Source organism: Nocardia carnea (genome assembly GCF_029868855.1).
GTDB classification, from domain to species: Bacteria; Actinomycetota; Actinomycetes; order Mycobacteriales; family Mycobacteriaceae; genus Nocardia; species Nocardia carnea_A.
Genome location: NZ_JARWOV010000031.1, coordinates 20,616 through 46,978 on the forward strand (window position 1 = coordinate 20,616; position 26,363 = coordinate 46,978).

The window sequence follows — 26,363 nt, forward strand, 5'->3', positions numbered from 1 at the left end:
GGGGCTGCCCTGTGTGAGGCCGGGGTTCAGCCGGCGAAGACCTCGGTGAGATCCCCGTACAGGCGCTGTTCGGTGATCTTGTTGTCCGCGTTCACCGTTGCGTACACCGCGCCCGGGATATCGACCTCTTTACCGCTCTTCAGCCAGTAGTGGATCCGGATCTCGAACATCACCTCGGTGATATCGTCGGTGGCCGGATGCGGCTCGATCCAGTGCACCACCTTGTGTTCGATCTTCGTGGTCTGGTCGAGTACGTACTGGATGGACGCGGTAGCGGCGTCCCGGCCGATCACCGGTTCGGCGTTCGCGAAAGTCAGCTTCGCGTCATCGGTCATCAGGGCGGCCGCCTCGGCGAGCCGCCCGGAGTCGATGAGCTCGTAGTATTCCTCCATCAGTTTCCGAACCGCCATCAACCGCTCCTTGCCGAGTTACACACGTAGGTAACGCTTTTAAGTAATGGGTGCCCAGGGTAGTCCAACATCGCTGCCCGCGCGCCCGATGAGCACAACTCGGAACTCGGTTTTCCGCCGGACCGCAACGCCGGACCCGAGTGCGCATCCGGGGAACAGGCCGCGGCCCCGGCCGGCAGGAGTATCGCCGGTCCGGCAAGTACTTGTCGGCGTGGCGGCAGGAGTTCACCGTGGCGTTGTCCGATGGCCGAACTGTGCTGTCAGAGTGGGGCGGTATGAGCGTTCTGCGTCGGGCCGCGTCCGGTTGCGCTGTCGCGTTGAGTGTCGTCCTGCTGGCCGGGTGTTCCGGAAGCGGCGAACCCGCACCACCCGGCACCGTACCGCTGGTTTCCACCGCTGATCTCCCGGCGGCCGAGCCGGGCGAAGTGCATCTGTTCGGCTTCAACGACCTGCACGGACATCTGGAACCGCCAGAGGCGAGCAACGGATTGATCGGTGAATACACCGCGGGTGGCGCCGCCTACCTGTCGACGCATCTGGATCGGTTACGCGCGGCCTACCCGGACAGCGCCGTACTGTCGGCCGGCGACAATATCGGCGCGAGCCCACTGGTGTCCTCGCTGTTCCACGACGAGCCGACCATCGCGTTCCTGAACGAGATCGGTACCGCGGTATCGGCGGTGGGCAACCACGAACTCGATCACGGAGTGCTCGAACTGGCGCGGCTGAGCAAAGGCGGTTGCGCGCTGGACGGCTGCGCGCCCGGGCAACCGTTCACCGGCGCGGATTTCGATTTCCTGGCCGCCAACCTGACCGGCCCACGCGGCGAGCTGCCACCAGAGGTCCGGCCGTGGAAGATGCTGGAAGTCGGCGGGCACCGGATCGGGGTGGTGGGCACGGTGACCCCCGATACCGTGAACCTCGTCTTCCCGGAGGGCATCCGCGGTTACACCTTCGGTGACCAGGCGGAAGCCATCAACAGATACGTCCCCGAAATGAAGAGGGCCGGCGCGGAGACCGTGATCGCGCTGGTTCACGACGGCGGTGGTCAGGGCACCCCGGCGAAAACCACCGACTACAACGGATGCGCCGAGATCAGCCCCGACGTCCCCGAGCTCGCCGCCCGCACCGACCCGGCCGTGCAGGTCATCTCGACCGCCCACAGCCATCAGCCCTACGTCTGCGAATTCGACGGCAAGGTGGTCACTCAGGGCTCCTCCTACGGACGCCTGATCACCGACATCACCCTGCGCTTCGACGACGGCCGGGTCACCGCTGATGCCGTGAACCGCGTGGTCACCCGCGATGTGGAACCCGACCCCGCGGTCACCGGACTGATCGATTTCTTCGCGGGCCAGGCCGCTCCGCGCGCCGGACGAGTGGTCGGCACCGCCACCGCGCCGCTCGCGCGCGCCAGCGCGACCGGCGAATCCCCACTGGGTGCGGTCATCGCCGATGCCATGCTCGCGGTCACCGGCGAATCCGCGCAGGCGGTGGCGGCCTTCATGAACCCGGGCGGGGTCCGCGCCGATATCGATCCCGGGCCCATCACCTACGGGAACCTCTACGAAACCCAGCCTTTCGGTAACCAGGTCGTCACGCTCGCCCTCACCGGCCGCCAGCTCCTGGACCTGCTCGAACAACAGTGGGCCAACACGAGCAAACCCGCAGTTCTCTCCGTATCCGGCCTCTCCTACGCCTACGACGACTCCGCCCCACCCGGCGAAAAGGTGATCGCTGATTCGGTACGCATCGGCGGTGAACCGCTCGACGAGGTAGCGGTCTACCGAGTGAGCACCAACAACTTCCTCGCCTCCGGCGGCGACGGTTTCACCACCTTCACCCGCGGCACCGACACCACGGTGGGCCCCACCGACCTCGACGCCCTGGAGACCTACCTCCGGAACCGGGGCCCGGTGGAGCCCCCGGAAGCACGGATCCAGCGCCGCTGAGCGAGGTACCGCGCCGCGGCGAACGAGCACCGGCTCCGACTGGGGCCTGCGAATTCACGGGTTGACCGAGGCACGCAACACCTCCCGCGGCGGGGGTGTGAGAACCGTATCGATCGCGTCCAACCCGACGGGGGCGGCGACCAGCCCGTTCCACGGCAGCGTGTCATGGGTCCTGGTCAGGAACTCGACGGCGTGCACGAGGTGGCGGGGCTCGTAGTTGTGCACGCCGGTGATGGTGAGCCAGCCCCGCACGACCGCTTCGGGATCGAGCGCGACGGTGGGACCGGGCGTGACCGAACCGGCCAGTACCACAGTCCCACCGAGATCGAGGCGGGACAACGCGGCGGCCACCGCCGTGGCGGATCCGGAGAAGTCCAGGACGATATCGACCGATCCACCACCGGTATCCGGGGCGGCGCCGAACCGGGAGGCGAGATCGCGCCGTTCCGGATGTGGATCACTGATCGACACTCGTGCTCCGCGTTCGGCACAGGCGCCGACCGCGGTGACCCCGAGCATGCCGGCGCCGCAGATCCCCCGGCGCCGGCCGGCCAGGTCCCCGGCCGCGTCCAGCACCGCCATCACGGTCGCGGTCGCACAACCGGCGGGTGCCGCCACAGCGTCGGGAACCGTTTCGGGGACCGAGACAGTGGTGACTCCGGTGGGGAGCAAAATATGTTCGGCGTATCCACCGGACAACGGCCAGTCGCCCGTGAACGCCTCGTGCCCGACCTTGCGCACGTGTTCGCATTTGGCGGTGAAGCCGCGCCGGCAGCGGGCGCACCGGCCGCAGATGGCAGTGACCGACCAGACGATACGGTCGCCGGCCTCCTGGTCGGCGCCGGGCCCCGCGGCCACCACCCGGCCGACCGCTTCGTGTCCCAGTATCGACGGTGACGGTGCTGAGCGACGCCCGGATACGGTGTGCAGATCGCTACCGCAGACTGTGGCCAGGTCCACGCGGACCAGGAGTTCCCCTGGTCCAGGTGCCGGCAACTCGACCTCGCGGACCCGCACCCCGTCGGCGGACCAGACGGCCGCCCGGGTCAGACGACGAGGGAGCGTATCCATCCGGAAAGCCTTTCGATGGTGTAGACGATGACGAAGACGACCAGGACGATCGCGCCCGCGATATCGAAGTTCAGCGTCCGGATAGCCTCGAACAGCAGATATCCGATACCGCCCGCGCCGACGATGCCCAGCACCGTCGAAGTGCGTATATTGACGTCGAGCAGATACAGGCTGGAACCGATCAGTGCCGGTACGGCCTGCGGGATGACCGCGGCGAACAGGGTTTTCCACCAGCCGCCGCCGACCGCGCGGACCGCCTCCAGCGGCCCGGGATCGATCTCCTCCACCGCATCGGCGACGAGTTTGCCGAGGAAACCGATCGAGCCGATGGCCAGCGCGCAGGTCCCGGCGATCGGACCGAGACCGAGCGCCGCGACGAACACCACCGCAATGATCAGCTCCGGAACCGCACGCACCACCAGGATCCAGGCTCGGGCCGGCCAGTACAGCACCGGATGCGGTGCGATATTTGCCGCCCCGAGGATACCGAGCGGAATCGAGAGCACCACCCCGATCGCAGTCGCCACCGAACCGATGGCGATGGTCTGGACGGCGGCGTCGAAGAGGTCGGCGCCGAGCGCGTCGAAGTTCGGCGGTACCAGCCGGCCGAAGACCTCGAACGAGGGCCACGGCCAGGTCAGCAGCGAGAACGGGTCGATATCGAGGACGACAAGCGAAGCGAGACAGGTGGCCGCGAGCAGCGCACCGAATGCGAAGCGCGTCTGCCGGTCTCGACGCGGCCCTGCCTGTGAGGGCGTCAGCAGCGTGCGCCGGATGACGATGGTGAGGACTTCCATGGCCGCGATGATCACCAGGATCACGGCGACGATACCGAGCGCACGCGGGTAGATCAGACCGCGCAGCGCGTCCTGCAGCGCGAAGCCGATCCCGCCGGCGCCGACGAAGCCGAGTACCACCGACATCCGCAGGTTGATATCGATGCGGTAGACGAAAGTGCTGATCCAGGAGGGGATCGCCTGCGGCACGACTGCGTTCAGCATCTCCCGGTAATATCCGGCGCCGGTGGCGCGCACCGCTTCCCGCGGGCCCGCATCGGTCTGCTCGATGGCGTCGGCGAACAGTTTGCCGAGCATCCCGATCGAATGCAGCGCCAATGCCAGAATTCCGGGCAGGACACCGATGCCCAGCGCGCGGACGAACAGTGCCGCGAACAGCAGATCCGGCATGGCCCGGCAGAACGTGATGACGGCCCTCGCCGCACCGTAGACCACGGGATGAGGGGTGGTGTTACGGGCGGCGAGGAACGCCAGCGGCACCGAAACCAGCGCGGCCAGTACGGTGCCGAGTATTGCCATCAGCAAGGTTTCGACGGCGAGGGCGGAGATGCGGCCGGGGTCGTCGAGCCGCGGCGGCAGCATCCGTTCCAGGAGCGCGGCGATCTCGTCGAGACCGTCGACGAGGGTGGCGGGCGCGAAATCGATGTACCAGGCGCCGGCCAGGGTCGCCAGTACCGCCGCCGCGGCACAGGCCCGCAACAGCACAGCGCGAATCGTGTTCGGTACCGGCGGTTTCGCGGCCGACCGGGGCGGGGCGAGCAACGCACTCATCGTGGTTCGACGGCGTTCGACCCGGCCGCCGCCGGTTCGACCCGCTGATAGATCTCCATGACCTCGTCCCGGGACAGGCCCACCGCCGGGCGGTCGAGGACCTTCGCGCCACCCCGCAATCCGATCAGCCGGTGCGCCCAGCCCATCGCCAGATCCACCTGGTGCAGTGTGCACAGCACCGTCAGTTTCTCCTCGATGCACACCCGGAACAGCAGGTCCATCACCACCCCCGCGTTCTCGGGGTCGAGCGAGGCGACGGGTTCGTCCGCGAGCAGGACCTTGGGCTGCTGCATGAGAGTGCGCGCGATCGCGACCCGCTGCTGCTGGCCACCGGAGAGCGTATCGGCGCGGCGTTCGGCGAGCTCGGCCAACCCGACCCGGTCGAGATGCGCCAGCGCCTCGGCCCGCATCCGTTTCGGGTAGGTGAGCGCCCCGTAGCGGGGTAGCGTGATCCGGCCGAGTCCGCCGATGAGCACGTTTTCCAGGCAGCTGAGCCGCCCGACCAGGTTGAACTGCTGGAAGACGAATCCCACATCGCGCCGCAGAGCCCGCAGGCGGCCGCCGGAGGCGAGGTCGACGCGGGTCCCGTCCACCTCGATCCGGCCCGAACTCACCGCGTGCAGGCCGTTGAGGCAGCGCAGCAGGGTCGACTTGCCGGAGCCGGAAAGCCCCAGCAGCACGACCATTTCACTGCGGTGCACCTCGAAGGACACGTCGTCGAGCGCGGTGGTTGCGCCGAATTTCTTGGTGACCGACTGGGCAGAGATGACGGTGTCGTCGCCGGCGACAGTCGGACGGTGCGGTGCCGGAGGCATCGGATCAGCCCTTGCACTTCTCGGAGCCGGTTACTTCACATACGTGGCGCACGCCGTCGTAGTCGGCGTCGGTGGCGGGGACGACGCCCCACACCCGTTCGTCGGTGATCCGGCAGTCGCCGGTGCACAGGCCCTCGCCGAGCATGTAATCGGCGTTGACCTTCTCGGTGAAGATGGTCTTCAGTTTGCCGACGGTTTCGGTGCCGAGCTCGTTGTTCGCGGCGAATACCGAACCGGCGATCGTTTCCGATTTCCACACCGTCTTGAGCTGGCCCGGCTTCAGGTCGCCCTTCTCGACCAGGGTTTTGTCGACCATGGTGTCGAATGCGAATCCGGCATCGCAGTCACCGGCGGCGATGGCCAGTGCGGAGGCATCGTGACCACCTGCGTAGATCGGGTGCAGGCCGGCGGAGAGGTCCGCTTCCGCCCCGGAGGCGATCACCTTGTTCTCGATCAAACCGGCTGTGGGGTAGAGGAATCCGGAGGTCGACCCGGGGTCGACGAAGCAGACCTTCTTGCCCTCGAAGTCCCCGAGCCCGTTGACCCGGTCGTTGTCCGCACGGGCGAGGCCGTAGGACCGGTAGCCGGGCGGTGTGCCCTTGTCCTGCACGACCGCACCCAGCGGGGTCATCTCCGCGCCGTTCACACCGGCCACGACGTAGGCGAAGGGGCCGAAGAAGGCCAGGTCGACATTTCCGGCGATCAGCCCCTCGACCACCCCCGCGTAGTCGGAGGCCTGCACGAAATCGACCTTCGCTCCGGTTTCCCGCTCCAGCAGGGCGATCACCGGTTCGTAGCTGGCTTTCAGATCGGTGGAGTTCTCGGCCGGGATGGCGGCGAGTGTCAGGGTTTCGGGGTACCCCTGCTCGTTCAGTGCCTCGGAATCGGAGCCGGAACAGGCGGACAGGGTGAGCGCCAGGCCGGCGAGTACGGCGGCAACGGTATGGCGACGGCGGAAGAACATGGAACGTCCTCGGAGGAGTCGGGGTCGAACGGGATCAGGCGGACAAGAGCAGGTCGGGGAGTTCGGCAACGGTGTCGAGGAGGTGGGTGGCGCCGGCCTCACGCAGGGTCTGCGCGTCGTGCGCGCCGGTGAGGGTGCCCGCCACGATGGAAGCGCCTGCCCGGAGGCCGGAAGTGATATCGCTGGAGGTGTCGCCGACCACCGCCACCTGGCGGACATCGTCGACCTCGGCCCGTAGCAATGCGGTGAGCACCAGATCGGGGTAGGGGCGGCCGCGCCCGGCATCGGCGGGGGCCAGCACCAGATCGGCAACTTCGGTCCAGCCGAGTGCGGTGAGGATGCGGCGCTGGGTGGACCGGCTGAATCCGGTGGTCAGCGCGACCTTGATTCCGCCCGCGCGAAGTTTCGCGATGGCTTCCCGGGCACCCGGGATCGGCTCGAGCGCGCCCTCGTCGACGTAGCGTTCGTAGGCGGATTCGAAGGCCGCGTTGGCTTCTGCTGCTTTGCGCTCGGAGCCGAACAGTGCACGAAAGACCACGATTTTCGACTGCCCCATGGTGTCCAGCACGTAGCGGCGGGCGCTCTCGCGCTCGGGGCCGGTCGGCGGCAGACCCACCGCCGTGGCGGCGTCGTCGAAGGCCGCAATCACGACGCCGTCGTCGGCGACGGTCGTTCCGGCCATATCCAGTACTGCCAGGGCGATCTCACTGTTGTCTTGCACAGCACCGAGAATGCCATGCTGGTATAGACCAGGGAGCTGCCGTTGAGCGAACCTTGGGTTAACAGCTGGTATAGACCAGCATCGCGGTAGGGTTGGAGCGTGACGTCGACCGTGGAACCCCGGGTTCTCAAACACCAGATCGTGCGCGCGAGCATCGAAGAACTGCTCGACGGGCTGGATGTAGGTGCCACCGTCCCCTCCGAACGCGACCTCGCGGTGCGTTTCGACGTGGCCCGGGAAACGGTGCGGCAGGCACTCCGGGAATTACTGGTCGCCGGGCGGATCGAACGCCAGGGCAAGACAACTCTGGTGGCCGGACCGAAACTCGTTCTCCCCCTTGCACTCGGCTCCTACACCGAAGCGGCCCGCGCCGAAGGCCGCACCGCCACCCGAATTCTCGTCGGCTGGACTCGGCTCACCGCCGATGTGGAACTCGCCACCCAACTCGCCATCGACCCGGGCGATCCGGTGATCCAGCTCGAACGCGTTCTCACCACCGACGGCGTGCGCCTCGGCCTCGAAACCACCCGGCTGCCGGCCTACCGCTACCCCGGGTTGATCGATACCTTCGACTACACCCAGTCGCTGTACGCCGAAATCGCCGACCGCGGCATAGCTTTCGCCAGGGCGGTGGACAGTATAGAAACCACCCTGCCCGACGCCCGGGAGGCCGCCCTGCTCACCGTCGACACCCGCACCCCGATGTTCCTGCTGAAACGCGTCTCCTACGACCCGGACGGGGTGCCCATCGAACACCGCCGTTCCCTGTACCGCGGCGACCGCATGACATTCACCGCCATCCAAACCCCGTAGCACCGATTCGAGCGGATCTGCAGGGCAGTCCGCTTGATGACCGTCACAAGCTCTTCGTCGAATCGGTACCGGGGCGGGACGAGCTTCCCTGAAAGGCCGTGAACGCCGCCGCGGCCAGGATCATGATCGCCGAAACCAGCAGCGCCACGTCCAGACCGTGATGGAAGGCGACTTTCCCAGTTTCGATGACCTCGTTCAGTTTCCCCAGATACGGAAAATAGGGCGTGATGTCGAGGCCCTCGGGAATGCCACCACGTTCGACGGCCTCGACCGCGCCGGGTTGTAATTCCGGCGGTAACCCCAGTTCCGTCATGCGCTGTTGCAGATCCGCGGTGAGCAGCGAATTCACCAGAACCCCGAGTACTGCCACCCCGAACACGGAACCGACCTGACGCATCGTGTTGGTCACCGCGGCGGCCATACCCGAGTGCTCGGGCGGCACCGCCGACATCACCGCCGAGGTCAACGGCACCACCGCAATGCCGAATCCCGCTCCCGCCACCCCCATCGCACCCGCCAGTGGCAGATCGTGCACCGGGCCGGCGAGCGCCAGACGGGTCAGCAGGATCCCGCCGGCACCCAGCACGCAGCCGGCGATCATCGGGATCCGCGCTCCGTGACGACCCACCCAATAGCCCGCTGCCAGCGACCCGATGATGATTGTGGCGGCCATCGGCGCGAATACCGCGGCCGTGCGCGCCCCTGAATACGAGTGCATCACTTGCAGATACAGGGCGGTGAAGAAGAAGATCGAGAACACGCCGAAGTACACCGCGAAGGCGACGACCAGCGCGCTGCGCACCGTCGGCAGGCGCAGATACCGGAAGTCGAGCATGGGCGCGCGGGCCCGTTGCTCGACGGCGACGAAAGCGACCAGCGCGATCGCACCGAGCACGAACAACGCGATCACCGAAGGCGCGGTGTAACCCACTTCCTCGCCGCTGGTCGCGGCGTAGATGACCGCCCCGAGGAATCCGGCGCCGAGCAGCGCACCGGCCCAGTCGATGGGGTCGGGGCGCGGATCGGCGCTCTCCGGCACCGACCACAGCGCGGCCACCAGCGCCACCGCCCCGATCACCAGGTTGAACCAGAAGATCGAACGCCAGCCGTATGCGTGCACCAGCACACCGCCCAGCACCGGTCCGGCTGCCAAAGCCAGCCCGGAGGCTGCCGCCCATACCCCGAGCGCCTTCGCGCGCGCCCGTTCACCGGGGAAGATATGCCGCAGTACTGAAAGAGTTCCCGGCTCCGATGCGGCCGCGCCCACACCCATGATTACGCGCCCGGCGATGAGGGCACCCGCACCGGCCGCGAGTGCCGAAACCACCGAACCGGCACAGAAGATCACGAGCCCGGCGATCATGACTCGCTTGCGGCCCCAGCGGTCGCCCAGCGATCCGCCCGCCAGCATGAGGCCCGCGAATACCAGGCCGTAGCCGTTGACGACCCATTGCAGCGCGGTCACATCGGTTTTCAGTTCACTGCGGATAGCACCGAGCGCGACGCTGACGATCGTGGTGTCCAGGAAGGTCACGAACACTACGGCGGTGACCGCGGCAAGCGCCGTACCCCGGCGACTCGTAGCGCCCGGCGGGTTTTCGCTCGTTTTCACCGGCACAGGCTACCCACCCCCTCACCGGATGTACCGATGTGCGGGGGCGGTGGATACCACCGGCGGCTTCGTGTTCAAGGGCAGTTTACAAATACCTATTGATCGTGCCGTTGTTCAGCGGTACGGTAACTGTTGTATCGATCACCGCTCCCGAAGGCACAACCACCCAGGCACACGGGGCGCGACGAGTGAGGACTCCACCGATGAACCGAAACCCCGAACAGCGCACCCGGCGCATCGCCGCACGGATCGCCGCGATCGCAGTTATCGCTCTCGCACCCCTGGCTGTCACCACCGGCACCGCCCTCGCGGACCCGGCCGGTGCGGCGCAGATCAGCGACCGCGATTCCCACAGTTCCGGCGGCCGCGACAACGACGGCGGTAGCAACTTCGGCGACAACAGGCTCGGCGACAACACACCCGGTGATTACGGTATCGGCGATAACGATTTCGGCTGGGACGACAACGGCCACTACGGGTATCGCGACCACAACCAGCAGAATTACGACGGCTGGAACGACCAGTTCAACAGCGGCCACAACGGCCGGGAGAGCCGCGACTCACACGCCGGCTACGGCGGCGGCCGCGACCACGACACACCGGCCGACCATGGGCACAACAACGGCGGCGGCACCCAGAATCACACCTGGAACATGCCCAACCCGCATATCCCGCCGCCCCCGCCGGCGCTGCTGCCGGCGATCCCGGCACTGCACCTGCCGTCGCTGCCGCACCTGCCCCTGCCGATGGCCGGGCTGCCGGGCCTTCCGGGGACAGGTAGCGCGTTCTGACACCGTCGCATGTAGTGCCGCTATACAACGGCGCATTCGTTGATGTCCCTACACCAGCAGGTCGGCCGGGCCCACCAACTCAGGGCCCGGCCGATCTGCCACAGAACTGACATCGAGAGCGATCCGACCGCGCCCCTCCGCGGTCCAGCGGATCAGCGCCGGCCGTATACGTTTTGAGAGTTGAAAGCCGAAACAGCGGTATATCTCGGTTCAGGTATCAACCGTCGTTTCAACGATACGATTCACCTACATGAACCGAACGGCAAGGAAAACCTCGCCCACATCGACCGAGGTCCGGGCAGTGCTGTATCCGGCCGTCACCGAGACGGCCCGCCGGGTGGGCACGAAGGCTGTCGGGCTGATAGATGTGAGCTGCGGTGCCGGTTTCGATTTGACCGTAGACCGCGTCGGAATCACCTACCGGAACGGACCACCGCTGGGCGACCCGCATTCCCCGGTCCAGCTGTCGTCCGCGATCGTCGGCCACCGCCCCGTCCCGGCACGAACCATGCCACAGGTTCTCGCCCGTATCGGCATCGACAACGACCCCGTCGACGTAACCGACCCTGCTGAGGCCCGCCGGCTACGTGACAGCATCCCGCCGGACCGGCCGGAGTTGCCGGCTCGGCTGGACGCCGAAATCTCGTTGACCACCGCGACCACCCCGCAACTCCTGCGCGGCGACCCCATCGACCTGCTACCCGAAGCCATCGCCCGGATCCCCGCGGACGCCCTGGCCGTCGTCACGACGACATGGGCGCTGTCCCGGTTCCCGCTCGAACGCCGGCTGCGCTTCCTGCACCGACTCGACGAGTCGGCCGCCGGTCGCGTGGTGGCCTGGGTTTCGGTCGAAGGCGTCGGAGTCGCCCCCGCAGTACCCACACTCGGCGATCGGCGCGCTTCCGGCCACAGCATCATCGGCCTGGCGGTGTTCGACGGTGCGACTCTGCATACCGAGGCCATCGGCCGCTGCTGGTCACGGGGCCGAATGCTGAGCTGGCTGACGGACTCCCCGCCCGGCCCGCCGGGCTGTGGATGATCATCCGGACCGTCCACGGACCACCGGCGTCACCTGTTCCATTCGCTCCAAACCGGCGGCGGGCCGATGAAGAACACACCGTAGTCCTCCAGGACATCGGTGTTCGCGTCGTCGTGGCGAGCATCCGCGGCACCGACTCCGGTGAAATAACCCTCCAGCGCTCCCGGGGTGTTACCGATCAGCACCTCGGCTGTTTCGGCGATGGTCTGAAAGGTGTGCGCGACATTGCGCGGACCGAATACGAAGGCGCCGGGCTCGGCTTCCTGTACCGCGCAGCTCTCCAAGGTGGATCCGCCGAGCCAGAACCGCACCCGTCCCGAAACCACCGTCCAGAATTCGTCCTCCCGCGTATGGAAATGCAGCGGCGGCGCGGAATCGGGGTTGAGCGTCATCCGCATCATGGTCAGTTGTCCGGCGGTGTCCTGCTCGGTGAGCGACTGTTCGAATCGAGTATTGTAGTAACCATACGTCGCCTGCGTCCACGGATTACGGACGCCACCACGACCGATCGCGGTCATGATCAGCCCTCTTTCGTCTTGCGGCACCGGCGATTCCGCCGACCTCACCGACTGTAATCCGCTGTCGCCGCCACGGCAGGCGAACGCGAGGTGGATCGCCACTACCGCCGCGTGCCGACACCGATCAGAGTGGTGGCGTCGAGTTCGCTCACTCCGGCAGTGTCGAGGGAGGTCAGGTAGGCGTCGCGGACCGCTGCGGTCTGCGACTCGTCGAGATCGGCGAGGGCGCCCGCGAACCCGGATCCCGTGACGAGCAGCCAGGCGATCTCGGGGGTCATCGAGAGCCGGAGTTCGTGCTCGGCAACGGTGACATCGGTGAGACCGCGTTCGCCGAGCCAGCCGCGGAACGGGTCCGGCTGGTTGAGCTCGTCGACGAGATGCGGTGGCCGCGGCGGTGGCGGTGTCGCGCCGGTGACCGCGGCGACCGCTGCCCCGAGATGCTTTCCCGCGGTTTCGACCGCACCACGCCGCCAGATCGTGAAACCGGCGCGGCCGCCGGGACGAACCCGGCCGATCAGGGATTCGGTTCCGGCGGTCATCTCCGGGAAGAAGAAAATCCCCAGCACCACCTGCACCAGGTCATAGCCGTCGTGTGGCCAAGCGGTGACGTCACCGACCTGCGGGTGCAGCTGGGAGTAGCCGGAGGCGCGCCGCCGCAGGACATCGATCAACGCCCCGGACAGGTCGACCGCATCCACCCGCCCCGCCGGCCCGACCCGCTCCGCGGTGGGCAGCGCCGACGCACCTGTGCCGCAGCAGGCGTCGAATACCCGCTCTCCGGGAGCCGGGGCGGTGCGCTTCAAGGTAGCCGCGGCAATCGGCCGCCACAGATACTCGCCCAGGCGATCGAAATCGGCGGCGGCGGTATCGAAGGCCCGGGTGGAGCGATCGTGCACAGACATAGGCGTAACGATAACGGTTTTCAACTATTCCGGCCACACTCCGCAGGCACCGTTGAAATGTTCCACCAGCCGGGAATAACTGTCGTCGCCGTATCCCGCCGCGAGGGCTTCGGCAACTACCCGTCTCGTGTATTCGGGCAGATCCGTGTCGATCCCCCTGGACCGGCTTTCGTCGAGCAGGTCGCCCACGGAAGGGAGATGATGTTTGAGCGCGCCGAAGGGTGTCGCGTAATCGCCGCGGTCGATCTCATCCGCGAGCATCGGAAACAGCGACATCATGCCCGTCATGCTCGGCTCCGTATCCTCGACGAAGCGGCGCAACGAGATCCCGGCCTGCCCGAGAAGCGCTGCGGCATGGAGGTAACCGTTGAGCAGTCCCCACATGGTTCCGTGTACGGCCATCCCGTACAGGACGGGCGTCGTCGGGTCCGGCGAAATATAGGTCGGACGACCGCCGAGAGCCCGCAGCACCGCTTCGTGGCGGTCGAACAGCGGCCGCGCTCCGCCGTAGAAGATGACGGTATCCGAGGCGCCGATCGCGGGGGCGATAGTCATGATCTGTCCGTGCAGGTATTGCGCGTCGTGCTCCGAGGCGAGCCGTGCCACCGCCTCGACCTGCTCGGATGTGCTGTCCGTCAGGTTGACCACAGCGCGGCCCGGCAACTCCGGGCCCATCGAGCGCAGCAGTTCCACCGCGGTATCCCCACCCTGGACATTGACGACCACCAACCGCGCCGCACTCGCGACAGCCTCGGCAGACGCGGCCAGTACCGCCCCGGCTGCCACCAGCGGACCGGCCTTGGCCACCGACCGGTTCCACACCGTAACCGCGTGACCGGCCTCCAACAGGGCGGAAGCCAGTGCGGAGCCCATCTCCCCCAGGCCGATTACTCCGATTTCCATTACTTCTCCGTTCTCGTCGATATAGGTGGGATGAGATGACCGGAACGCGGCGCGATCCTTATCGGCCACGTTGCTCTATCCGCAGCTCCAGGGCGGTCAACAGTTCGACCAGGAGTTTCCGGCTGAACTCGTCGGTCAGCTCGCCGGCGGCGTCGAAACGTTCGTGGGCATGGGAAACGATCACTTCCGGTCCGGTGAGAACGTCGGCACCTACTCCCGCGAGGGTCTGGCGCAGCGCGAGCTGCGCTCGTACCCCACCGAGAGCTCCCGGGGAAGCACTGGTAACTGCAGCGGGTTTGCCTGCCATTCCCGCACCGTCCGGCATCCGGCTCATCCAGTCGATCGCGTTCTTCAGTGCTGCCGGGATCGATGCGTTGTGCTCCGGCGTCGCGAACAGGAGCGCATCGGCCCGGGACATGTGCTGGTGCAGATCCCGAACAGCGGCCGGCAGTGGATCCTGTTCCAGGTCCTGGTTGTACAGCGGCAGATCGCCGAGACCCGGGTACACCTGAACGCACATGGAGGCCCTGCCGAGTAGCCGGGCGGCGCGCAGCAGCGCGGTGTTGTAGGAATTTGTGCGCAGGCTCCCAGAAAGCGCCAGTACACGGTATTCGTCTGTTGTTGTGGTCATTTCGGTTTCCTGTTCATTGCCGGGCCCGCGACGAGTGCGCCGAGGGCAAGGGTGAATCCGATGATCTGCCAGAGGGTGAGGGTCTGACCCAGCAGGAGAAGCCCGGCCACGGTGGCGACGAGCGGGTTCGCGGTCGACAGCAGCGATACGGAGGCCGGCGCGATTCGCTGCACTCCGCGTAACCACAGGGTGTAGGCGAGTGCAGTGCCGACGATCCCGATGTAGGTGTACCCGATCAGGTTCGTGACGGTGAGTGTCGCGGGCAGCCCTTCGGTGGTGAGCATCAGCGGCAGCAGCGCCAGCCCACCGATGGTGAGTTGCCATCCGGTCATGGTCAGCGGCGGAACCGGCGACCCCCATTTCTTGCCGAGGACGATTGCCAGCGCCATCAGCGAGGTAGCCGCGAGCATGGCGACGACACCGAGCGGGTCGGGTGTGGCGGCCGCGGTGGTGGTCAGCAGTGCGACACCGGCCGCGACCACCGCGGAGGCGACCAGAACCGCACGCGGGGTACGGGTCTTCAGCAACGGAACTGCCATAACCGCGACGACCAGGGGCTGGAGCGCCCCGATGGTCGCGGCCAGCCCGCCGGGCAGCCGATACGCGGCCACGAACAGCAGCGGGAAGAACGCGCCGACGTTGAGCATGGCGAGCACCGCGGTCTTCCACCACCACGGCCCCCACGGCAACGTCCGGGTGAACGCCAGGATGAGCAGGCCCGCGGGCAGTGCCCGCAGGCAGGCGGCCAGCAGTGGCCGATCCGCCGGTAGCAGCAGAACTGTTGCGGCGTAGACGGTTCCGAAGCTCGCCGGCGCGACCAGAGTGAGCAGCAGGTCCCGCGTCGGTACCGACTCGCGGCCGGTTGCCTCCGATACCGGGGTGGCGACGACGACCATTCCACAACCTCCACTTATCTCGACATCGAGATAAAAGCACGTCGATAATGTCGACGTCAAGTCTCTTGATATCGAGATATATATGGCATACTGAGCGAGACCGATCCCTTGACATCGAGATAAGGAGTGAGCGTGACCGATACCGTCGACGTGATCATGGATCTCTGGCGGCACGAAGCACCGGAACTGGCCGAGGACCTGTGGCCGGTCGCAATCGTGGGGCGAGTGCAGCGACTGTCGCGCATACTCGACCGCGCACTGAAAGATTTCTACGCCGGCCACGGGCTCGAGGTGTGGGAGTTCGATGTGCTCACCACCCTGCGCCGTGCCGGGCCACCCTACGAATTGACCCCCGGCGCACTACTCGAGGCAGCAATGATCACCTCGAGTACGGTCACCAACCGCATCGACCGGATGGAGGCCAAAGACCTCGTCGAACGCGTCCGGGACTCGCACGACCGCCGCTCGATACGCGTACGCCTCACCGCGCACGGGATCGAGGTCATCGACCGGGTCTTCCGAGAGCATCTGGCCAACGAAGCCCGGCTCCTCCCCGAATACGCCCCCGCCGACTACCGGCGATTCACCGGCGAACTACGCCGCCTGCTCGAACATTTCGGGGACCGTCTCGACCGCGATCGCGCCACCGGGAAACCGGCCGAGGGCACCTGACCCGGGCGGAAACAGCCTCTCGACCATCGACCTCAGCATTCCGAAACGAGCACGGGAACAACGGATTCGCCGCAGTGACGGAACCGACGAGAAAGAAGAAAGCATGTACAACGTATCGGATCCGTCCTACCACTGGAATGGCGATGAGGTGGATCTGGACGCATACCTGGACCGCATCGGCTTCGAAGGAGAGCGGACACCGACACCGACGACGCTACGCAGCTTGGTCTACCTGCACACCACGACCTTCCCATTCGAGAACCTGGAAATCCTCCTCGGACGACCGATCCTGCTGGATGTGGACTCATTGCAGGACAAGATGGTCCGGCGCCGGCGCGGTGGCTACTGCTTCGAGAGTTCCGCATTGTTCGCAGCCGTATCGGAACGTCTCGGTTTCGGCGTCACCGGGCTGTCCGCCCGCATCTTCATGGGCGAGAACGACAAACTACTGGCTGCCACCCATGCGATGCTCCGAGTGACCGCGCCCGGCGACGATCGAATCTGGTTGTGCGACGTCGGCTTCGGGTCCGGGCCGCTGGAACCGATCGAATTGAACGTATGCGACGCGGAATTCACCGTCGGCGCCTGGCGTTTCCGGCTGGAACGCGATGCCGGCATCCTGGGCGGTGAATTGTGGACGCTGCGCCATTTCAACCGCGACGGCTGGTCGGCGCGCCGCACCGTCTCTATGAATCCGCAATACCGGATCGATTATGTCGTCGGTAATCATTATGTGTCGACTTCCTCGCATTCACCGTTCACCACGCGGCCGGTCTTGCAGCGGATGCATCCCGAGGTTCATTACATGCTCGACGGCCTCACCTTGAACACTGGCTATCCGGACGGCACCGGTGAAACCCGCGAACTGGAACGAACCGAACTACCGAAGGTATTCACCGAGACCTTCGATATAGAACTCGATGCCGCCGAGGTAGCGAAGCTCCTCGACCAACCGTGGGCGGCGGGTTGATCAGCAGGCCCCTGCGCACCCCGGCCGGATTCCGCAGACGATCACGCAGATGCTCTGGCGTTTCGACTATGGATTCGAGCGAGCGAATGCCGTTGACTCACGACTATGAGCGACGATTCCGGCCACCTGACCCCCGCCGATCTCGAATTCCTCGCACGCCCCCTGCACGGATTCCTGTCCGTCGCCGGGGTAACCCAGCCGCCGCAGCCCCGGCCGGTGTGGTTCGAGGCCACCCCGGAAGGAACGATCCAGTTCTTCACGGAACCGGACGCGCTGAAGGTGCGCCGGCTACGCCGAGACCCCCGTGCCTCGATCGTCGTCGCGGCACCGGTGGGTGAGCGCGAGCGCTGGGTGGCGATCTCCGGCCGCACCACCATAGAGACCGACGGCGCGCACGACCTGTGTTCCCGTCTCGCCCCGCGCTATTGGGATCTCACCGACCAGACCCGAGCCGAAACACTCGCCGGGATACTGGCAGGTGATCTGCTCCGCGTCGTCCTCCACCCGGAAACCGTGCACCGCTACGCTCTCTGACGACGTACCCGCCAGGACCGGAGGAATCATGAACACCGCCGCTCGCTCGGCGACGCGCCTGCGGCCGCATCGCTGGACACCTCCACCGGCACCCGCACGGGCGAAGCAGAAGGTCAGCACACCACCGCTGCCACCGGTCCGGCGTATCGAACTGCCCGGACCTGGACCCGAAGACGTGGTTCGCGGTGTGGACGGGGCCGTTTATACGGGCCTCGCCTCCGGTGAGATCCTTCGCGTCGAGACAGATACCGCAGCGGTCACCACAGTGGCCGACACAGGCGGCCGCCCCCTCGGACTGCACGCCCGACAGGACGGCTCGCTGCTCGTCTGCGATGCGGAGCGTGGTCTGCTGCGCTGGCCGGGACCGGGACGGCCGATCGAGGTCCTGGCCGACGAGGTCGAGGGCCGGAAACTCGAATTCGCAAGCAATGTCGTCGAGGATTCCGGTGACGGAACCATCTACTTCACCGCCTCCTCGACCCGCTGGCCACTGGCGCAGTGGCTCGGAGACGTGTTCGAGCATTCGGGCACCGGCAGGTTGCTGCGCCGGACGGCCGACGGCGCGGTGAATATCCTGCTCGACGACCTGCAATTCGCCAACGGTGTCGCATTCTCTCCCGGCGGCGAGTCGCTGATCGTCGCCGAAACCGCCGCCTACCGCCTCACCCGTTATTGGTTACACGGCCCGAAAACAGGAACGCGGGAAACGCTGGCGGACAACCTTCCCGGATTTCCCGACAACATTGCGCTGGGTAGCGACGGACTGATCTGGGTGACCCTGGTTTCGCCCCGCAACCCGCTGCTCGACGCGCTGCTGCCACTGCCCGGCATGCTGCGTACCGCGGCCTGGGCATTGCCCGACCGATGGAAGCCTGCCCCTGCGCGGACCACCTGGGTACTCGGCGTGGCGATGGACGGTTCGATCGCCCACGACCTACAGCGCGACGGCACGGACTATGCCGCGGTCACCGGAGTCGTCGAACACGAAGGGACGCTGATCCTCGGCAGCCTGGAGGAGTCGGCCATTGCAGTGACTCAGGTGCCTCGGGGATAGGCAACGCTCCGGCGGCTGCTACCGGTAGCGCGATATTTGGCGCAATTAAGTTGCGCACAACTAAGTTGCGCTCTGCTTGATTGCGTGGCACTATCGATCACGTGGAAGAAGACCTGCTGCTGGACTCGCAAGTCTGCTTCGCGCTGTACTCGGCGGCGCGAGTGGCGTCGAACGCATACCGGGACGGGCTCGGCGAGCTCGGACTCACCTACACCCAGTACGTCACGTTGCTGGCCCTGTGGGAAAAGGACGGCATCACCGTCTCGGCGCTCGGTAAGCGGCTACGGCTGGACAGCGGAACCTTGTCACCGCTGCTGCGGCGACTGCAGACGCTCGGCTTCGTGGAGAAACGGCGCGAGGATGCCGACGAGCGGCTGGTCACCATCCATCTCACCGAGACGGGCCGACGCTTGCAGCCACGGGTTGCCGACGTGCAGCGCCGAGTTCGACGGAAATTCCAGGTCTCTCCCGAAGAAGCCGTTCTACTGCGTGATCTCGCCACCCGGTTCTGCGAATCGCAGACCCGGGAAGACAACCAGGAATGAGGAATTCGATGCCCGATATCGCCTACACCGCCGAAGCGATCTCCACCGGCGCCGGCCGCAACGGCCGCACCCGCACTCCGGACGGACGGATCGACCTGCAACTGGCCATGCCCAAGGAAATGGGCGGCAGCGGTGACGGGGCCAACCCGGAACAGTTGTTCGCCGCCGGTTATGCCGCATGCTTCCACTCCGCGCTGCAACTCGTCGCCCGTACGAAGAAAGTGGAAATCGGCGACTCCAGCGTCGGCGCGCGGGTCGGCATCGGGCCCAACGGGAGCGGCGGGTTCGGCCTGGCCGTCACGCTCGAGGTCGTCATCCCCACCCTCGACCATGCCGCGGCCCAGGAACTCGCCGACGCCGCGCATCAGGTGTGCCCGTACTCCAACGCGGTACGCGGCAATATCGACGTCGACGTGGTCGTCACCGACGACTGAGCAATGCCCGGGACGGTCCAGGCCCCGCCCGGCGCAGGCTTCGGACAGTCGCGCCGGGCGCAGTTCGCGATGACGACGATGCCGAAGGGTCGCCGGGTCCGGCGGAGCCCGATACCGTCGGGGCCATGAGTTCCACGCATTGGACCGCCGCCGACCTCCCCGCGCTCGACGGCCGAACCGTCATCGTCACCGGCGCGAACAGCGGCGTGGGGTTCGGTACCGCCACCGCGTTCGCCCGCGCCGGGGCGCATACCGTGCTCGCCGTCCGTGACCTCGACCGTGGCGCCGAGGCCGCACGGCGGATCGGTGGCAGTAACGAGGTGCGCCGGCTCGACCTCGCCGATCTCTCCTCCGTGCGGGCATTCGCCGACGCTTGGGACGGTGAGATCTCGATTCTCGTGAACAACGCCGGAGTCGCGATGGTGCCCGAATCGCGGACCGTGGACGGTTTCGAAATGCAGTTCGGCACAAACCACCTCGGGCATTTCGCGCTCACCAATCTGCTGCTGCCACATATCACCGACCGCGTGGTGACACTGTCCTCCGGTCTGCACCGCTCGGGCACCATCGACTTCGACGATCTCGATTTCGCGAAACGTGGATACAACCCGGTGAAGGCCTACGCCCGCGCCAAACTCGCGAACCTGCTGTTCACCCTCGAGCTCGAACGCCGGCTGCGGCGGGCGGATTCGGATATCCGCTCGATGGCGGCGCATCCGGGATACGCGGCCACCGAGCTGGGCACGCGGGACCGCAACAAGTACCTGGTCGGGCTGGTGCACCTGGCGGGCAGGATTCTTGCCCAGACGCCGGAACAGGCCGCCCGGCCCACCCTGTTCGCCGCGACGCAGGATCTGCCCGGAGCGAGCTACGTGGGCCCGGACGGCCGCGGGGAACTGCACGGTTACCCCACCCTGGTCGGCCGTTCGGCCGGAGCCAGTGATGTGCGCACCGCGCAACGACTGTGGGATGTTTCCGAGGAACTCACCGAGGTCGCGTTCGGCCTTCGCTGAATCAACCGCTACACCCGGCGGCGCGCGGTCCGGCTGCCCTGCGGACCGTGGCGCCCGGTATGCCGTCATCCCGGGCGCCGGGGGATTTCGCCGGTCCTCACAAACCCCCGGACATTCGCCCGTACACGGTCAGCAGGATCACGTTCAGCACAGCTATCGCGATCGAGGCCACCCACTGCCGGGACCCGTCTCTGCGCAGTACCAGCACAGACGCGGTAACACCCGCGGCGCCCGCGGCGCAGTATCCGATCCGCCATCCCGCGTGCTCGGATATCAGCCCCATCACGAGGGTGAACAACGAGAGCACGATGGACGCCACCGCGAGCTCGTGGCGTAACCATCCTTCGGAAAGCCTGGTGCCCAAGGTGATAACCGCGGCGACCACCCGGTCCGTACGTCTCGAACGTCTTGTATCCGCCATTCACGCCCCTTCTCATCGGCAAGGCCGCGATCCGCGTGCCTTGCTGCGCAACGAACCCGAACTACCGAACACCGATCGCGATCGAACAACGGCGTGAACCGGGTCGTCCCCCCCTGCGGCCGAACCCGTCTCACAAACTACCGACCACGCTCGCTACCTGGGCCTTCTTCGAGTTCTTTCGTTCCGGACCGCCGCGCGTTACCGATGGCGGGCCGTCAGGCGCCGGCGATCGCGGCGAACGCGCGGGCCGCCGCGGAGTGGTACGCGGTTCTGCGGCGCAGGAGTTCGACGGTTCGGGTGGGCAAGGGTGGGGTCAGCGCGATCGGATGCAGATCGGGGCGTTCCCGGGTGATCGCGTCCGGGAGCACGGTGGCCGGCGAACCGCGGCGGACGAATTGCAGTAGGGCACTGATGGAATTGGCTTCGACCGCTACCCGCGGGGTGATACCGCATTCGGCGAAGTACCGGTCGATATACAGGCGGGTGGCGAAATCGCCGGTGAGCAGGCCGAGCGGTTCGCCGGTGAGTTGTTCGACCGGAAGCGGCCCCGGCGCGGTCGCCAGGTGGTGCCCCGACCCGACCACCAAGCTGAGTTCCTCGGTGAACAAGGCGGTGTGGTCGATTCCGGCGGTGTGCTCGCCGGCGAATGCGATACCGAGGTCGAGACGGTCGGCCATCAGGTCGGTTTCGATGCGGTCCTGGGTCGTCTCCTGGACGGTGAGCGTGATACCCGGGTGCGCGGTCCGGAACCGGTGGACGAGCGGGCCGATGAGGTAGGTGGTGAAGGTGGGGGTCATGGCTATGCGCAGGTGCCCGCGGGACAGGTCCTGGACGTCGTGGACCGCGCGTTCGGCGGCGTCGAGGTCGCGGAGGGCGCGCCGAGCGTGCCCGGCGTAGGCCGCACCGGCATCGGTGAGGCGCACCGTACGACCCGAGCGGTCGAGTAGCAGCACACCCAGAGACCGTTCGAGCTGCTTTATCTGTTGCGACAGCGTCGGCTGGGAGATGTGGAGAGCAACAGCCGCCCGGGTGAAGTTGCCGTGATCGGCGACGGCGAGCAGGTACCTGAGGTGGCGCAGCTCCATTCACCGACTATAGCTGTGGCCTATAGGAACGATGGAAAACAACTCTTGGAAACTATCGCGCCTGTTGGGCACGGTGGACTAGATCGTCCGACCAGGAGGAAACCATGAGGCCCACCGCGCGCCCCGGCGCGGCACTCGTCGCCGCGCTCGCCGCGCTGTCCGTCGGGGTGGCAGCGTGCACGACGGAGCCGACGGGCCCGCCGCCTGCCCCACTCGCCGGTACCGCATCATCCGCCGAGCGCACGACCACGCCGCCGGCGCCGCGGCCCGCAATCGCCGATCCCGCGCTCGACGCACAGCTCTGGCAGGCGGCAGCGACCGATAACGCGATACAGGTGCGGGACCTGATCGCGCGGGGCGCCGACCTGGAGACCCGGGGCGAGCACGGCCGCACGCCGCTGGTCGCCGCCGCCAAGAACCGCGCCACCACGGCCGCCCGGGCGCTCATCGACGCGGGCGCCGACGTGAACGCCACGGACGATCTCGCGGATTCGGCCTATCTGTACGCCGGCGCGGAGGGTCTGGACGAGATCCTGGAGATGACGCTCACCCATGGGGCCGATCTACGCAGCCTCAACCGCTATGGCGGTACCGCACTGATCCCGGCCGCCGAGCACGGCCATGTCGAGACGGTGCGGCGACTGATCGAGGCGGGTGTGGAGGTGAACCACATCAACGACTCGGGCTGGACCGCCATGCACGAAGCAATCGTCTACGGAGACGGGTCGTCACGGTATCAGGAGGTGGTCGCCGCGTTGCTCTCGGCAGGTGCCGACCCGTCGATCCACGACGGAGCCGGGCGTACGGCACCGGAAAATGCCCGGCGGCCCGGGCAGGCCGCGATCGTCGCGATGCTCGATGCTCACCGGGCGAGCGGCACGGCCGACGGGCCGCGACGCTGAATACCGGGGAGCATGCCTCACCGGTAGCTGTTCGCCCATTGCGACCACCGGATCTTCCGAACCGACCCGCACACTTCCGAGTAAGGACCGAAACTATGAGCACATTCCGTAATCTGCTGATCCTGGTGGCCCGCGTCGGCCTCGGCGTCGTCTTCGTCGCACACGGTTGGCAGAAATTCTTCACCAACGGTATTGCCGCAACCCAGCAAGGGTTCGAGTCGATGGGCGCCCCGCTACCGGATCTCTCCGCGATCATCGCGGCCACGATCGAACTCGTCGGCGGTGCCGGCCTGATTCTCGGCGCTGCCACTCCTGTCTGGGCGGTGCTCTTGTTCGCGAATATGGTCGGCGCCTACCTGATCGCACACTCGGGTAAGGGACTGTTCGTCAGTGAGGGCGGCGGTGAACTGGTGGTGGTACTCGGCGCCGGTGCGCTGCTGTTACTCGGCGTCGGCGCGGGGCGGTTCAGTGCCGACGGGATGCTGGGCGGGCGAGCCCTGTGGCGCCGGACGACGACAGAGCCTGCCTGACACAGAAACAGGGGCCGGACCACGAGACCCCGGGGTGACGGAAGCAGAGTGCATATGTTCCTGCGCTATTCGACGGTCGGACGGGTTTCGGGATACCAGAGGAACTGGATCCGTTCCATGACCTTCCCGCGTTCGGTGTTGTGGAAGGCGGCGACTCGCCAGGCATCGTCCTGCCGCACCAGCGTGTAGGACTGGATCTTCGCGAGCGAATCCGGCACGCCGCCCTCGTAGGTGTCGCCGCGGGCCGCTACCTCGCCTCGGTCGTCCGATTCCACTTGGCCGCCGCCGAGGCATGCGGCCTCGGTGCCACGGATTACCAGGCCCTGAGCCTGCTGGATGTGGACGGGCCGATGACCACCGGACAACTGGCCGAACGACTGGGCCTGTCCCCGAGTGCCACCACCCGCGCGGTCGACCGCCTGGCAAACGCCGGCCTCGCCGAGCGCGTACCCGACGACGCCGACCGCCGCCGGGTACTCGTACGCGCCACCGGCCGGCAACCCGAGCAACTGGGCGAAATCCTGGCCCGCGTGCAGGCACCGATCGCCGCCGCGATCACCGATCTCACTCCCGCACAGCGCGAGGGACTGACCGCCTACTTCACCGCCGCCACTCAGGCATACCGCGAAGTGACGACGAATCTGAACGCCTGAGATATGCAGTCGGATCGGGACGGCCGAGGGGAGGTCGTCAAGGGAGGCAGGCCTGGGCGATGGAGACGCTGTTCTCGTAGAGGTGGTGCCGGGTGATCCGGTCGTTCTCGACGGTCAGCCGGAGGGCGAAAGGGCCTTCGAAGGTTTTCCCGGTCGCGCGTACTCGACCGGCGACGTGACCGAACAGGACGGCGTCCGCTCCGTCGACCAGGAAGGTGTCGATCTCGGCGCGGGCGTCCTCGGCGACGACATGTGCCATCAGGTCGTCGAACTGGGCAGCGCATTCGGCGGCGGTGCGGCGCGGCTTGATCCAGGGCACCGCGGGGTTTTCCGCCAGCTGCCAATCGACCTCGTCGGCGAACAACGCGGTGAGAGCCGCGGTATCGCCGGTGGAGCGGGCCGCGAGAAACCTCTCGACGGTGGCGCGGGTGGTGTCGGTAACGGCGGTTTCGGTCATCGGGCACTCCTGGCTTCGTCTGTGTCACCCGATGTTCGCAGTGCGTGGTAGGTCATGGCGATTACCTGAGAGGTAAAGGATTCCATGCAGGGGTGGTAACCGGTCGCCTGGATGCGATGCATGTGCCCGGGGACACCCGACCCGATTACCGCCGGGCTTCGAGGGCTTCGTGCAGGGTGGCCGCCCACTGGTGGACGATCTGTTTACGGCGGGCGGAATCATCGGTGAGGACATCGGCCAGGCCGAGACCGCGGGCGAGGTCGAGGGTGGCCTGGACCAGGTGGTGGGTTACCGGGTCGGAATCGTCGACCCCGAGGGCTCGGACGGCGCGGCGGTGGGCACCGCGACCGAAACGGGCCTCCAGCGGAACTATTCGTTCGCGCAGGGCCGGGTCGGCGGCGGCGTGGGTCCACACCTGGAGGGCCGCTTTGAACAGGGGACTCGTGTAGGACTCGACCAGACCCGCGACGACAGCTTCGGTGCGGGCCAGGCCGGATTCGGTGACCGCCGCCGTCATCGCCTGGTCCGTGCGGGTGTCGAACATATAGGTGAGGGCGGCGGTGATCAGGTCTTCCCTGGTGGGGAAATGGTGTTGGGCGGCACCGCGGGAAACTCCGGCCCGCTCGGCGACCACGGAAACCGTCGCGGCGGCCCAGCCTTTTTCGGCCAGGCAGTCGATGGTCGCCTCGAGGAGCCGCTGCCGGGTGGCCCGGCTGCGGTCCTGTTTGGGTTCATGCGGTGTCGCCATAACTGCCTATTCTGCCGAGCGCGTTTCCGCTGCCCACCGGGGAGGACGGCGCTGCAGGAATGCCTTCATCCCTTCGATCACCTCGGGCGTACCGAAGAAACGACCCGAGCGTTGCGCCAATTCGTCCGCGCTCCGGTCGAATTCGGCGAGCACCGGCGCGGTGGTGAGCCGTTTGCTCTCGGCGAGGCCCTGGGGAGACCCCTGCCGGAGTTCGGCCAGCAGACCGGTTGTCGTCGCCCGTGGATCGTCGGCGGCGAGGGTGATGAGGCCGATACGTTCGGCGGTATCGGCATCGAATTTCGCACCGGTCAGGAAGTAGCGGTCGGCGGCGCGGGCCGTCAGCTTGGGCAACAGGGTCAGCGAGATGACGAAGGGCGCCAAACCGAGCCGGGCTTCGGTGAGCGCGAAACTGCTACCGCGGCCCGCGACGGCGATATCGCAGGCCGCGAGCAGGCCCATCCCACCGGCCCGGACATTGCCGTCCACCCGGGCGACCACCGGTTTCGGCAGTTCCAGAACGGCGCGCAGTAACCGGACCATCCACTGGGTGCGGATATCCGCGGCGGGGGGGGGGGGGGGGGGGCGCGCGGGGGGCAAGATGGGCGCGCCCGGGACTCCCGGGTGCCGGCCGAAGACCCGGCGGGACCGCGCAGGCGGCGACCAGGCCGAACATGCAGGCGGTGAGCAATGCGGAAACCGTGTGAATCTTCCCCCATGTCGTCACGGTCACCGGTATACC

31 protein-coding genes and 1 pseudogene are annotated in these 26,363 nt (G+C 67.0%); 14 read left to right on the forward strand and 18 right to left on the reverse strand.

The window, feature by feature from the left end; genetic code table 11:
* Positions 1–26 precede the first annotated feature (26 nt).
* Positions 27–410, reverse strand: a complete 384-nt coding sequence (locus QH195_RS02555; protein ID WP_280434192.1) for a nuclear transport factor 2 family protein — start codon at positions 408–410, stop codon at positions 27–29.
* Between the two features lie 275 nt (positions 411–685).
* Between QH195_RS02555 and QH195_RS02560 the strand changes: the two genes are divergently transcribed.
* Entirely contained in the window at positions 686–2,362 is a 1,677-nt protein-coding gene (locus tag QH195_RS02560; protein ID WP_280434193.1) for a bifunctional metallophosphatase/5'-nucleotidase, read from the forward strand.
* A gap of 54 nt (positions 2,363–2,416) precedes the next feature.
* Here the strand turns inward: QH195_RS02560 and QH195_RS02565 are convergent, their stop codons facing one another.
* From QH195_RS02565 to QH195_RS02585, 5 genes are read right to left on the reverse strand one after another with little or no spacing between them, the layout of a single operon-like run.
* The gene (locus QH195_RS02565; protein WP_280434194.1) at positions 2,417–3,433 is read right to left on the reverse strand and encodes a zinc-binding dehydrogenase; all 1,017 of its coding nucleotides are present in this window, start codon (positions 3,431–3,433) and stop codon (positions 2,417–2,419) included.
* A complete protein-coding gene (gene phnE, locus QH195_RS02570; RefSeq protein WP_280420980.1) occupies positions 3,409–5,001 on the reverse strand; it encodes a phosphonate ABC transporter, permease protein PhnE in 1,593 nt (530 codons plus the stop codon). Before phnE ends, QH195_RS02565 begins: the two co-directional genes overlap by 25 nt.
* On the reverse strand, positions 4,998–5,816 hold the full coding sequence (gene phnC / locus QH195_RS02575; RefSeq protein WP_280420981.1) for a phosphonate ABC transporter ATP-binding protein: 819 nt from the start codon (positions 5,814–5,816) through the stop codon (positions 4,998–5,000). Before phnC ends, phnE begins: the two co-directional genes overlap by 4 nt.
* Before the next feature lie 4 nt (positions 5,817–5,820).
* Positions 5,821–6,780, reverse strand: a complete 960-nt coding sequence (locus tag QH195_RS02580) for a phosphate/phosphite/phosphonate ABC transporter substrate-binding protein (RefSeq protein WP_280434195.1) — start codon at positions 6,778–6,780, stop codon at positions 5,821–5,823.
* Between the two features lie 34 nt (positions 6,781–6,814).
* Positions 6,815–7,501, reverse strand: a complete 687-nt coding sequence (locus QH195_RS02585; protein ID WP_280434196.1) for a phosphonatase-like hydrolase — start codon at positions 7,499–7,501, stop codon at positions 6,815–6,817.
* 99 nt (positions 7,502–7,600) lie between these two features.
* Between QH195_RS02585 and QH195_RS02590 the strand changes: the two genes are divergently transcribed.
* Complete coding sequence (locus QH195_RS02590) at positions 7,601–8,314, forward strand: GntR family transcriptional regulator (protein ID WP_280434197.1); 714 nt, start codon at positions 7,601–7,603, stop codon at positions 8,312–8,314.
* A 43-nt stretch (positions 8,315–8,357) separates the two neighbouring features.
* Here the strand turns inward: QH195_RS02590 and QH195_RS02595 are convergent, their stop codons facing one another.
* Positions 8,358–9,926 (reverse strand): MFS transporter, encoded by a 1,569-nt coding sequence (locus QH195_RS02595; protein WP_280434198.1) that lies wholly within the window; start codon positions 9,924–9,926, stop codon positions 8,358–8,360.
* 203 nt (positions 9,927–10,129) lie between these two features.
* Here QH195_RS02595 and QH195_RS02600 point away from each other — a divergent pair, with 203 nt between their 5' ends.
* Together QH195_RS02600 and QH195_RS02605 are read left to right on the forward strand one after the other, a co-directional pair.
* Positions 10,130–10,717 (forward strand): hypothetical protein, encoded by a 588-nt coding sequence (locus QH195_RS02600; protein ID WP_280420986.1) that lies wholly within the window; start codon positions 10,130–10,132, stop codon positions 10,715–10,717.
* Between the two features lie 250 nt (positions 10,718–10,967).
* On the forward strand, positions 10,968–11,756 hold the full coding sequence (locus tag QH195_RS02605) for a DUF2332 domain-containing protein (protein WP_280434199.1): 789 nt from the start codon (positions 10,968–10,970) through the stop codon (positions 11,754–11,756).
* 29 nt (positions 11,757–11,785) lie between these two features.
* Here the strand turns inward: QH195_RS02605 and QH195_RS02610 are convergent, their stop codons facing one another.
* The 5 genes from QH195_RS02610 to QH195_RS02630 form a co-directional block, all read right to left on the reverse strand.
* A complete protein-coding gene (locus QH195_RS02610; RefSeq protein WP_280434200.1) occupies positions 11,786–12,274 on the reverse strand; it encodes a cupin domain-containing protein in 489 nt (162 codons plus the stop codon).
* Positions 12,275–12,375: 101 nt separating this feature from the next.
* Positions 12,376–13,176: a class I SAM-dependent methyltransferase gene (locus QH195_RS02615; protein ID WP_280434201.1), complete on the reverse strand. Its 801-nt coding sequence runs from the start codon at positions 13,174–13,176 to the stop codon at positions 12,376–12,378.
* A 24-nt stretch (positions 13,177–13,200) separates the two neighbouring features.
* Complete coding sequence (locus QH195_RS02620; RefSeq protein WP_280434202.1) at positions 13,201–14,148, reverse strand: NAD(P)-dependent oxidoreductase; 948 nt, start codon at positions 14,146–14,148, stop codon at positions 13,201–13,203.
* The gene (locus tag QH195_RS02625; RefSeq protein WP_280434203.1) at positions 14,138–14,710 is read right to left on the reverse strand and encodes an NADPH-dependent FMN reductase; all 573 of its coding nucleotides are present in this window, start codon (positions 14,708–14,710) and stop codon (positions 14,138–14,140) included. Before QH195_RS02625 ends, QH195_RS02620 begins: the two co-directional genes overlap by 11 nt.
* A complete protein-coding gene (locus tag QH195_RS02630; RefSeq protein WP_280434204.1) occupies positions 14,707–15,606 on the reverse strand; it encodes an EamA family transporter in 900 nt (299 codons plus the stop codon). Before QH195_RS02630 ends, QH195_RS02625 begins: the two co-directional genes overlap by 4 nt.
* A gap of 132 nt (positions 15,607–15,738) precedes the next feature.
* Between QH195_RS02630 and QH195_RS02635 the strand changes: the two genes are divergently transcribed.
* The 7 genes from QH195_RS02635 to QH195_RS02665 all read left to right on the forward strand — a co-directional run bounded on the left by QH195_RS02635 (position 15,739) and on the right by QH195_RS02665 (position 20,828).
* Complete coding sequence (locus QH195_RS02635) at positions 15,739–16,278, forward strand: MarR family winged helix-turn-helix transcriptional regulator (RefSeq protein WP_280434205.1); 540 nt, start codon at positions 15,739–15,741, stop codon at positions 16,276–16,278.
* 103 nt (positions 16,279–16,381) lie between these two features.
* Entirely contained in the window at positions 16,382–17,248 is an 867-nt protein-coding gene (locus tag QH195_RS02640) for an arylamine N-acetyltransferase family protein (protein WP_280434206.1), read from the forward strand.
* Between the two features lie 105 nt (positions 17,249–17,353).
* Positions 17,354–17,782 carry a pyridoxamine 5'-phosphate oxidase family protein gene (locus QH195_RS02645; RefSeq protein ID WP_280434207.1) on the forward strand — a complete coding sequence of 143 codons (429 nt, stop codon included), beginning with the start codon at positions 17,354–17,356 and terminating at the stop codon, positions 17,780–17,782.
* A gap of 28 nt (positions 17,783–17,810) precedes the next feature.
* Positions 17,811–18,836 carry an SMP-30/gluconolactonase/LRE family protein gene (locus tag QH195_RS02650; RefSeq protein WP_280420997.1) on the forward strand — a complete coding sequence of 342 codons (1,026 nt, stop codon included), beginning with the start codon at positions 17,811–17,813 and terminating at the stop codon, positions 18,834–18,836.
* Between the two features lie 101 nt (positions 18,837–18,937).
* A complete protein-coding gene (locus QH195_RS02655) occupies positions 18,938–19,381 on the forward strand; it encodes a MarR family winged helix-turn-helix transcriptional regulator (protein ID WP_280434208.1) in 444 nt (147 codons plus the stop codon).
* A gap of 8 nt (positions 19,382–19,389) precedes the next feature.
* Entirely contained in the window at positions 19,390–19,815 is a 426-nt protein-coding gene (locus QH195_RS02660; RefSeq protein ID WP_033246407.1) for an organic hydroperoxide resistance protein, read from the forward strand.
* Between the two features lie 125 nt (positions 19,816–19,940).
* Positions 19,941–20,828 (forward strand): oxidoreductase, encoded by an 888-nt coding sequence (locus tag QH195_RS02665; RefSeq protein ID WP_280434209.1) that lies wholly within the window; start codon positions 19,941–19,943, stop codon positions 20,826–20,828.
* 97 nt (positions 20,829–20,925) lie between these two features.
* On the opposite strand, the gene QH195_RS02670 is transcribed toward QH195_RS02665, so the two are convergent.
* Both QH195_RS02670 and cynR read right to left on the reverse strand, forming a co-directional pair.
* Positions 20,926–21,249: a hypothetical protein gene (locus QH195_RS02670; RefSeq protein ID WP_280434210.1), complete on the reverse strand. Its 324-nt coding sequence runs from the start codon at positions 21,247–21,249 to the stop codon at positions 20,926–20,928.
* Positions 21,250–21,464: 215 nt separating this feature from the next.
* Entirely contained in the window at positions 21,465–22,334 is an 870-nt protein-coding gene (cynR, locus tag QH195_RS02675) for a transcriptional regulator CynR (RefSeq protein ID WP_280434211.1), read from the reverse strand.
* 104 nt (positions 22,335–22,438) lie between these two features.
* Here cynR and QH195_RS02680 point away from each other — a divergent pair, with 104 nt between their 5' ends.
* Positions 22,439–23,236 (forward strand): ankyrin repeat domain-containing protein, encoded by a 798-nt coding sequence (locus QH195_RS02680; protein WP_280434212.1) that lies wholly within the window; start codon positions 22,439–22,441, stop codon positions 23,234–23,236.
* Positions 23,237–23,331: 95 nt separating this feature from the next.
* The gene (locus QH195_RS02685; protein ID WP_280434213.1) at positions 23,332–23,766 is read left to right on the forward strand and encodes a DoxX family protein; all 435 of its coding nucleotides are present in this window, start codon (positions 23,332–23,334) and stop codon (positions 23,764–23,766) included.
* A gap of 65 nt (positions 23,767–23,831) precedes the next feature.
* On the opposite strand, the gene QH195_RS02690 is transcribed toward QH195_RS02685, so the two are convergent.
* Complete coding sequence (locus QH195_RS02690) at positions 23,832–24,041, reverse strand: hypothetical protein (RefSeq protein WP_280434214.1); 210 nt, start codon at positions 24,039–24,041, stop codon at positions 23,832–23,834.
* Here QH195_RS02690 and QH195_RS02695 point away from each other — a divergent pair, their 5' ends adjacent.
* The gene (locus tag QH195_RS02695; RefSeq protein WP_280434215.1) at positions 24,042–24,419 is read left to right on the forward strand and encodes a MarR family winged helix-turn-helix transcriptional regulator; all 378 of its coding nucleotides are present in this window, start codon (positions 24,042–24,044) and stop codon (positions 24,417–24,419) included.
* A 37-nt stretch (positions 24,420–24,456) separates the two neighbouring features.
* Here QH195_RS02695 and QH195_RS02700 read toward each other — a convergent pair whose 3' ends face one another.
* From QH195_RS02700 to QH195_RS02710, 3 genes and pseudogenes are all read right to left on the reverse strand, one after another.
* A complete protein-coding gene (locus QH195_RS02700) occupies positions 24,457–24,876 on the reverse strand; it encodes a nuclear transport factor 2 family protein (RefSeq protein WP_280421006.1) in 420 nt (139 codons plus the stop codon).
* Positions 24,877–25,021: 145 nt separating this feature from the next.
* Entirely contained in the window at positions 25,022–25,624 is a 603-nt protein-coding gene (locus QH195_RS02705) for a TetR/AcrR family transcriptional regulator (RefSeq protein ID WP_280434216.1), read from the reverse strand.
* 6 nt (positions 25,625–25,630) lie between these two features.
* Positions 25,631–26,197, reverse strand: a pseudogene (locus QH195_RS02710) (enoyl-CoA hydratase-related protein); the annotation flags it as partial.
* Positions 26,198–26,363 lie beyond the last annotated feature (166 nt).

What these genes read in the sequence shown, in the direction of transcription:
- QH195_RS02555 (WP_280434192.1), bottom strand. Translation starts at nt 410, where the DNA reads ATGGCGGTTCGGAAACTGATGGAGGAATACTACGAGCTCATCGACTCC.
- QH195_RS02560 (WP_280434193.1), top strand. Translation starts at nt 686, where the DNA reads ATGAGCGTTCTGCGTCGGGCCGCGTCCGGTTGCGCTGTCGCGTTGAGT.
- QH195_RS02565 (WP_280434194.1), bottom strand. Translation starts at nt 3,433, where the DNA reads ATGGATACGCTCCCTCGTCGTCTGACCCGGGCGGCCGTCTGGTCCGCC.
- phnE (WP_280420980.1), bottom strand. Translation starts at nt 5,001, where the DNA reads ATGAGTGCGTTGCTCGCCCCGCCCCGGTCGGCCGCGAAACCGCCGGTA.
- phnC (WP_280420981.1), bottom strand. Translation starts at nt 5,816, where the DNA reads ATGCCTCCGGCACCGCACCGTCCGACTGTCGCCGGCGACGACACCGTC.
- QH195_RS02580 (WP_280434195.1), bottom strand. Translation starts at nt 6,780, where the DNA reads ATGTTCTTCCGCCGTCGCCATACCGTTGCCGCCGTACTCGCCGGCCTG.
- QH195_RS02600 (WP_280420986.1), top strand. Translation starts at nt 10,130, where the DNA reads ATGAACCGAAACCCCGAACAGCGCACCCGGCGCATCGCCGCACGGATC.
- QH195_RS02605 (WP_280434199.1), top strand. Translation starts at nt 10,968, where the DNA reads ATGAACCGAACGGCAAGGAAAACCTCGCCCACATCGACCGAGGTCCGG.
- QH195_RS02610 (WP_280434200.1), bottom strand. Translation starts at nt 12,274, where the DNA reads ATGACCGCGATCGGTCGTGGTGGCGTCCGTAATCCGTGGACGCAGGCG.
- QH195_RS02615 (WP_280434201.1), bottom strand. Translation starts at nt 13,176, where the DNA reads ATGTCTGTGCACGATCGCTCCACCCGGGCCTTCGATACCGCCGCCGCC.
- QH195_RS02625 (WP_280434203.1), bottom strand. Translation starts at nt 14,710, where the DNA reads ATGACCACAACAACAGACGAATACCGTGTACTGGCGCTTTCTGGGAGC.
- QH195_RS02630 (WP_280434204.1), bottom strand. Translation starts at nt 15,606, where the DNA reads ATGGTCGTCGTCGCCACCCCGGTATCGGAGGCAACCGGCCGCGAGTCG.
- QH195_RS02640 (WP_280434206.1), top strand. Translation starts at nt 16,382, where the DNA reads ATGTACAACGTATCGGATCCGTCCTACCACTGGAATGGCGATGAGGTG.
- QH195_RS02645 (WP_280434207.1), top strand. Translation starts at nt 17,354, where the DNA reads ATGAGCGACGATTCCGGCCACCTGACCCCCGCCGATCTCGAATTCCTC.
- QH195_RS02650 (WP_280420997.1), top strand. Translation starts at nt 17,811, where the DNA reads ATGAACACCGCCGCTCGCTCGGCGACGCGCCTGCGGCCGCATCGCTGG.
- QH195_RS02660 (WP_033246407.1), top strand. Translation starts at nt 19,390, where the DNA reads ATGCCCGATATCGCCTACACCGCCGAAGCGATCTCCACCGGCGCCGGC.
- QH195_RS02665 (WP_280434209.1), top strand. Translation starts at nt 19,941, where the DNA reads ATGAGTTCCACGCATTGGACCGCCGCCGACCTCCCCGCGCTCGACGGC.
- QH195_RS02670 (WP_280434210.1), bottom strand. Translation starts at nt 21,249, where the DNA reads ATGGCGGATACAAGACGTTCGAGACGTACGGACCGGGTGGTCGCCGCG.
- cynR (WP_280434211.1), bottom strand. Translation starts at nt 22,334, where the DNA reads ATGGAGCTGCGCCACCTCAGGTACCTGCTCGCCGTCGCCGATCACGGC.
- QH195_RS02680 (WP_280434212.1), top strand. Translation starts at nt 22,439, where the DNA reads ATGAGGCCCACCGCGCGCCCCGGCGCGGCACTCGTCGCCGCGCTCGCC.
- QH195_RS02685 (WP_280434213.1), top strand. Translation starts at nt 23,332, where the DNA reads ATGAGCACATTCCGTAATCTGCTGATCCTGGTGGCCCGCGTCGGCCTC.
- QH195_RS02700 (WP_280421006.1), bottom strand. Translation starts at nt 24,876, where the DNA reads ATGACCGAAACCGCCGTTACCGACACCACCCGCGCCACCGTCGAGAGG.
- QH195_RS02705 (WP_280434216.1), bottom strand. Translation starts at nt 25,624, where the DNA reads ATGGCGACACCGCATGAACCCAAACAGGACCGCAGCCGGGCCACCCGG.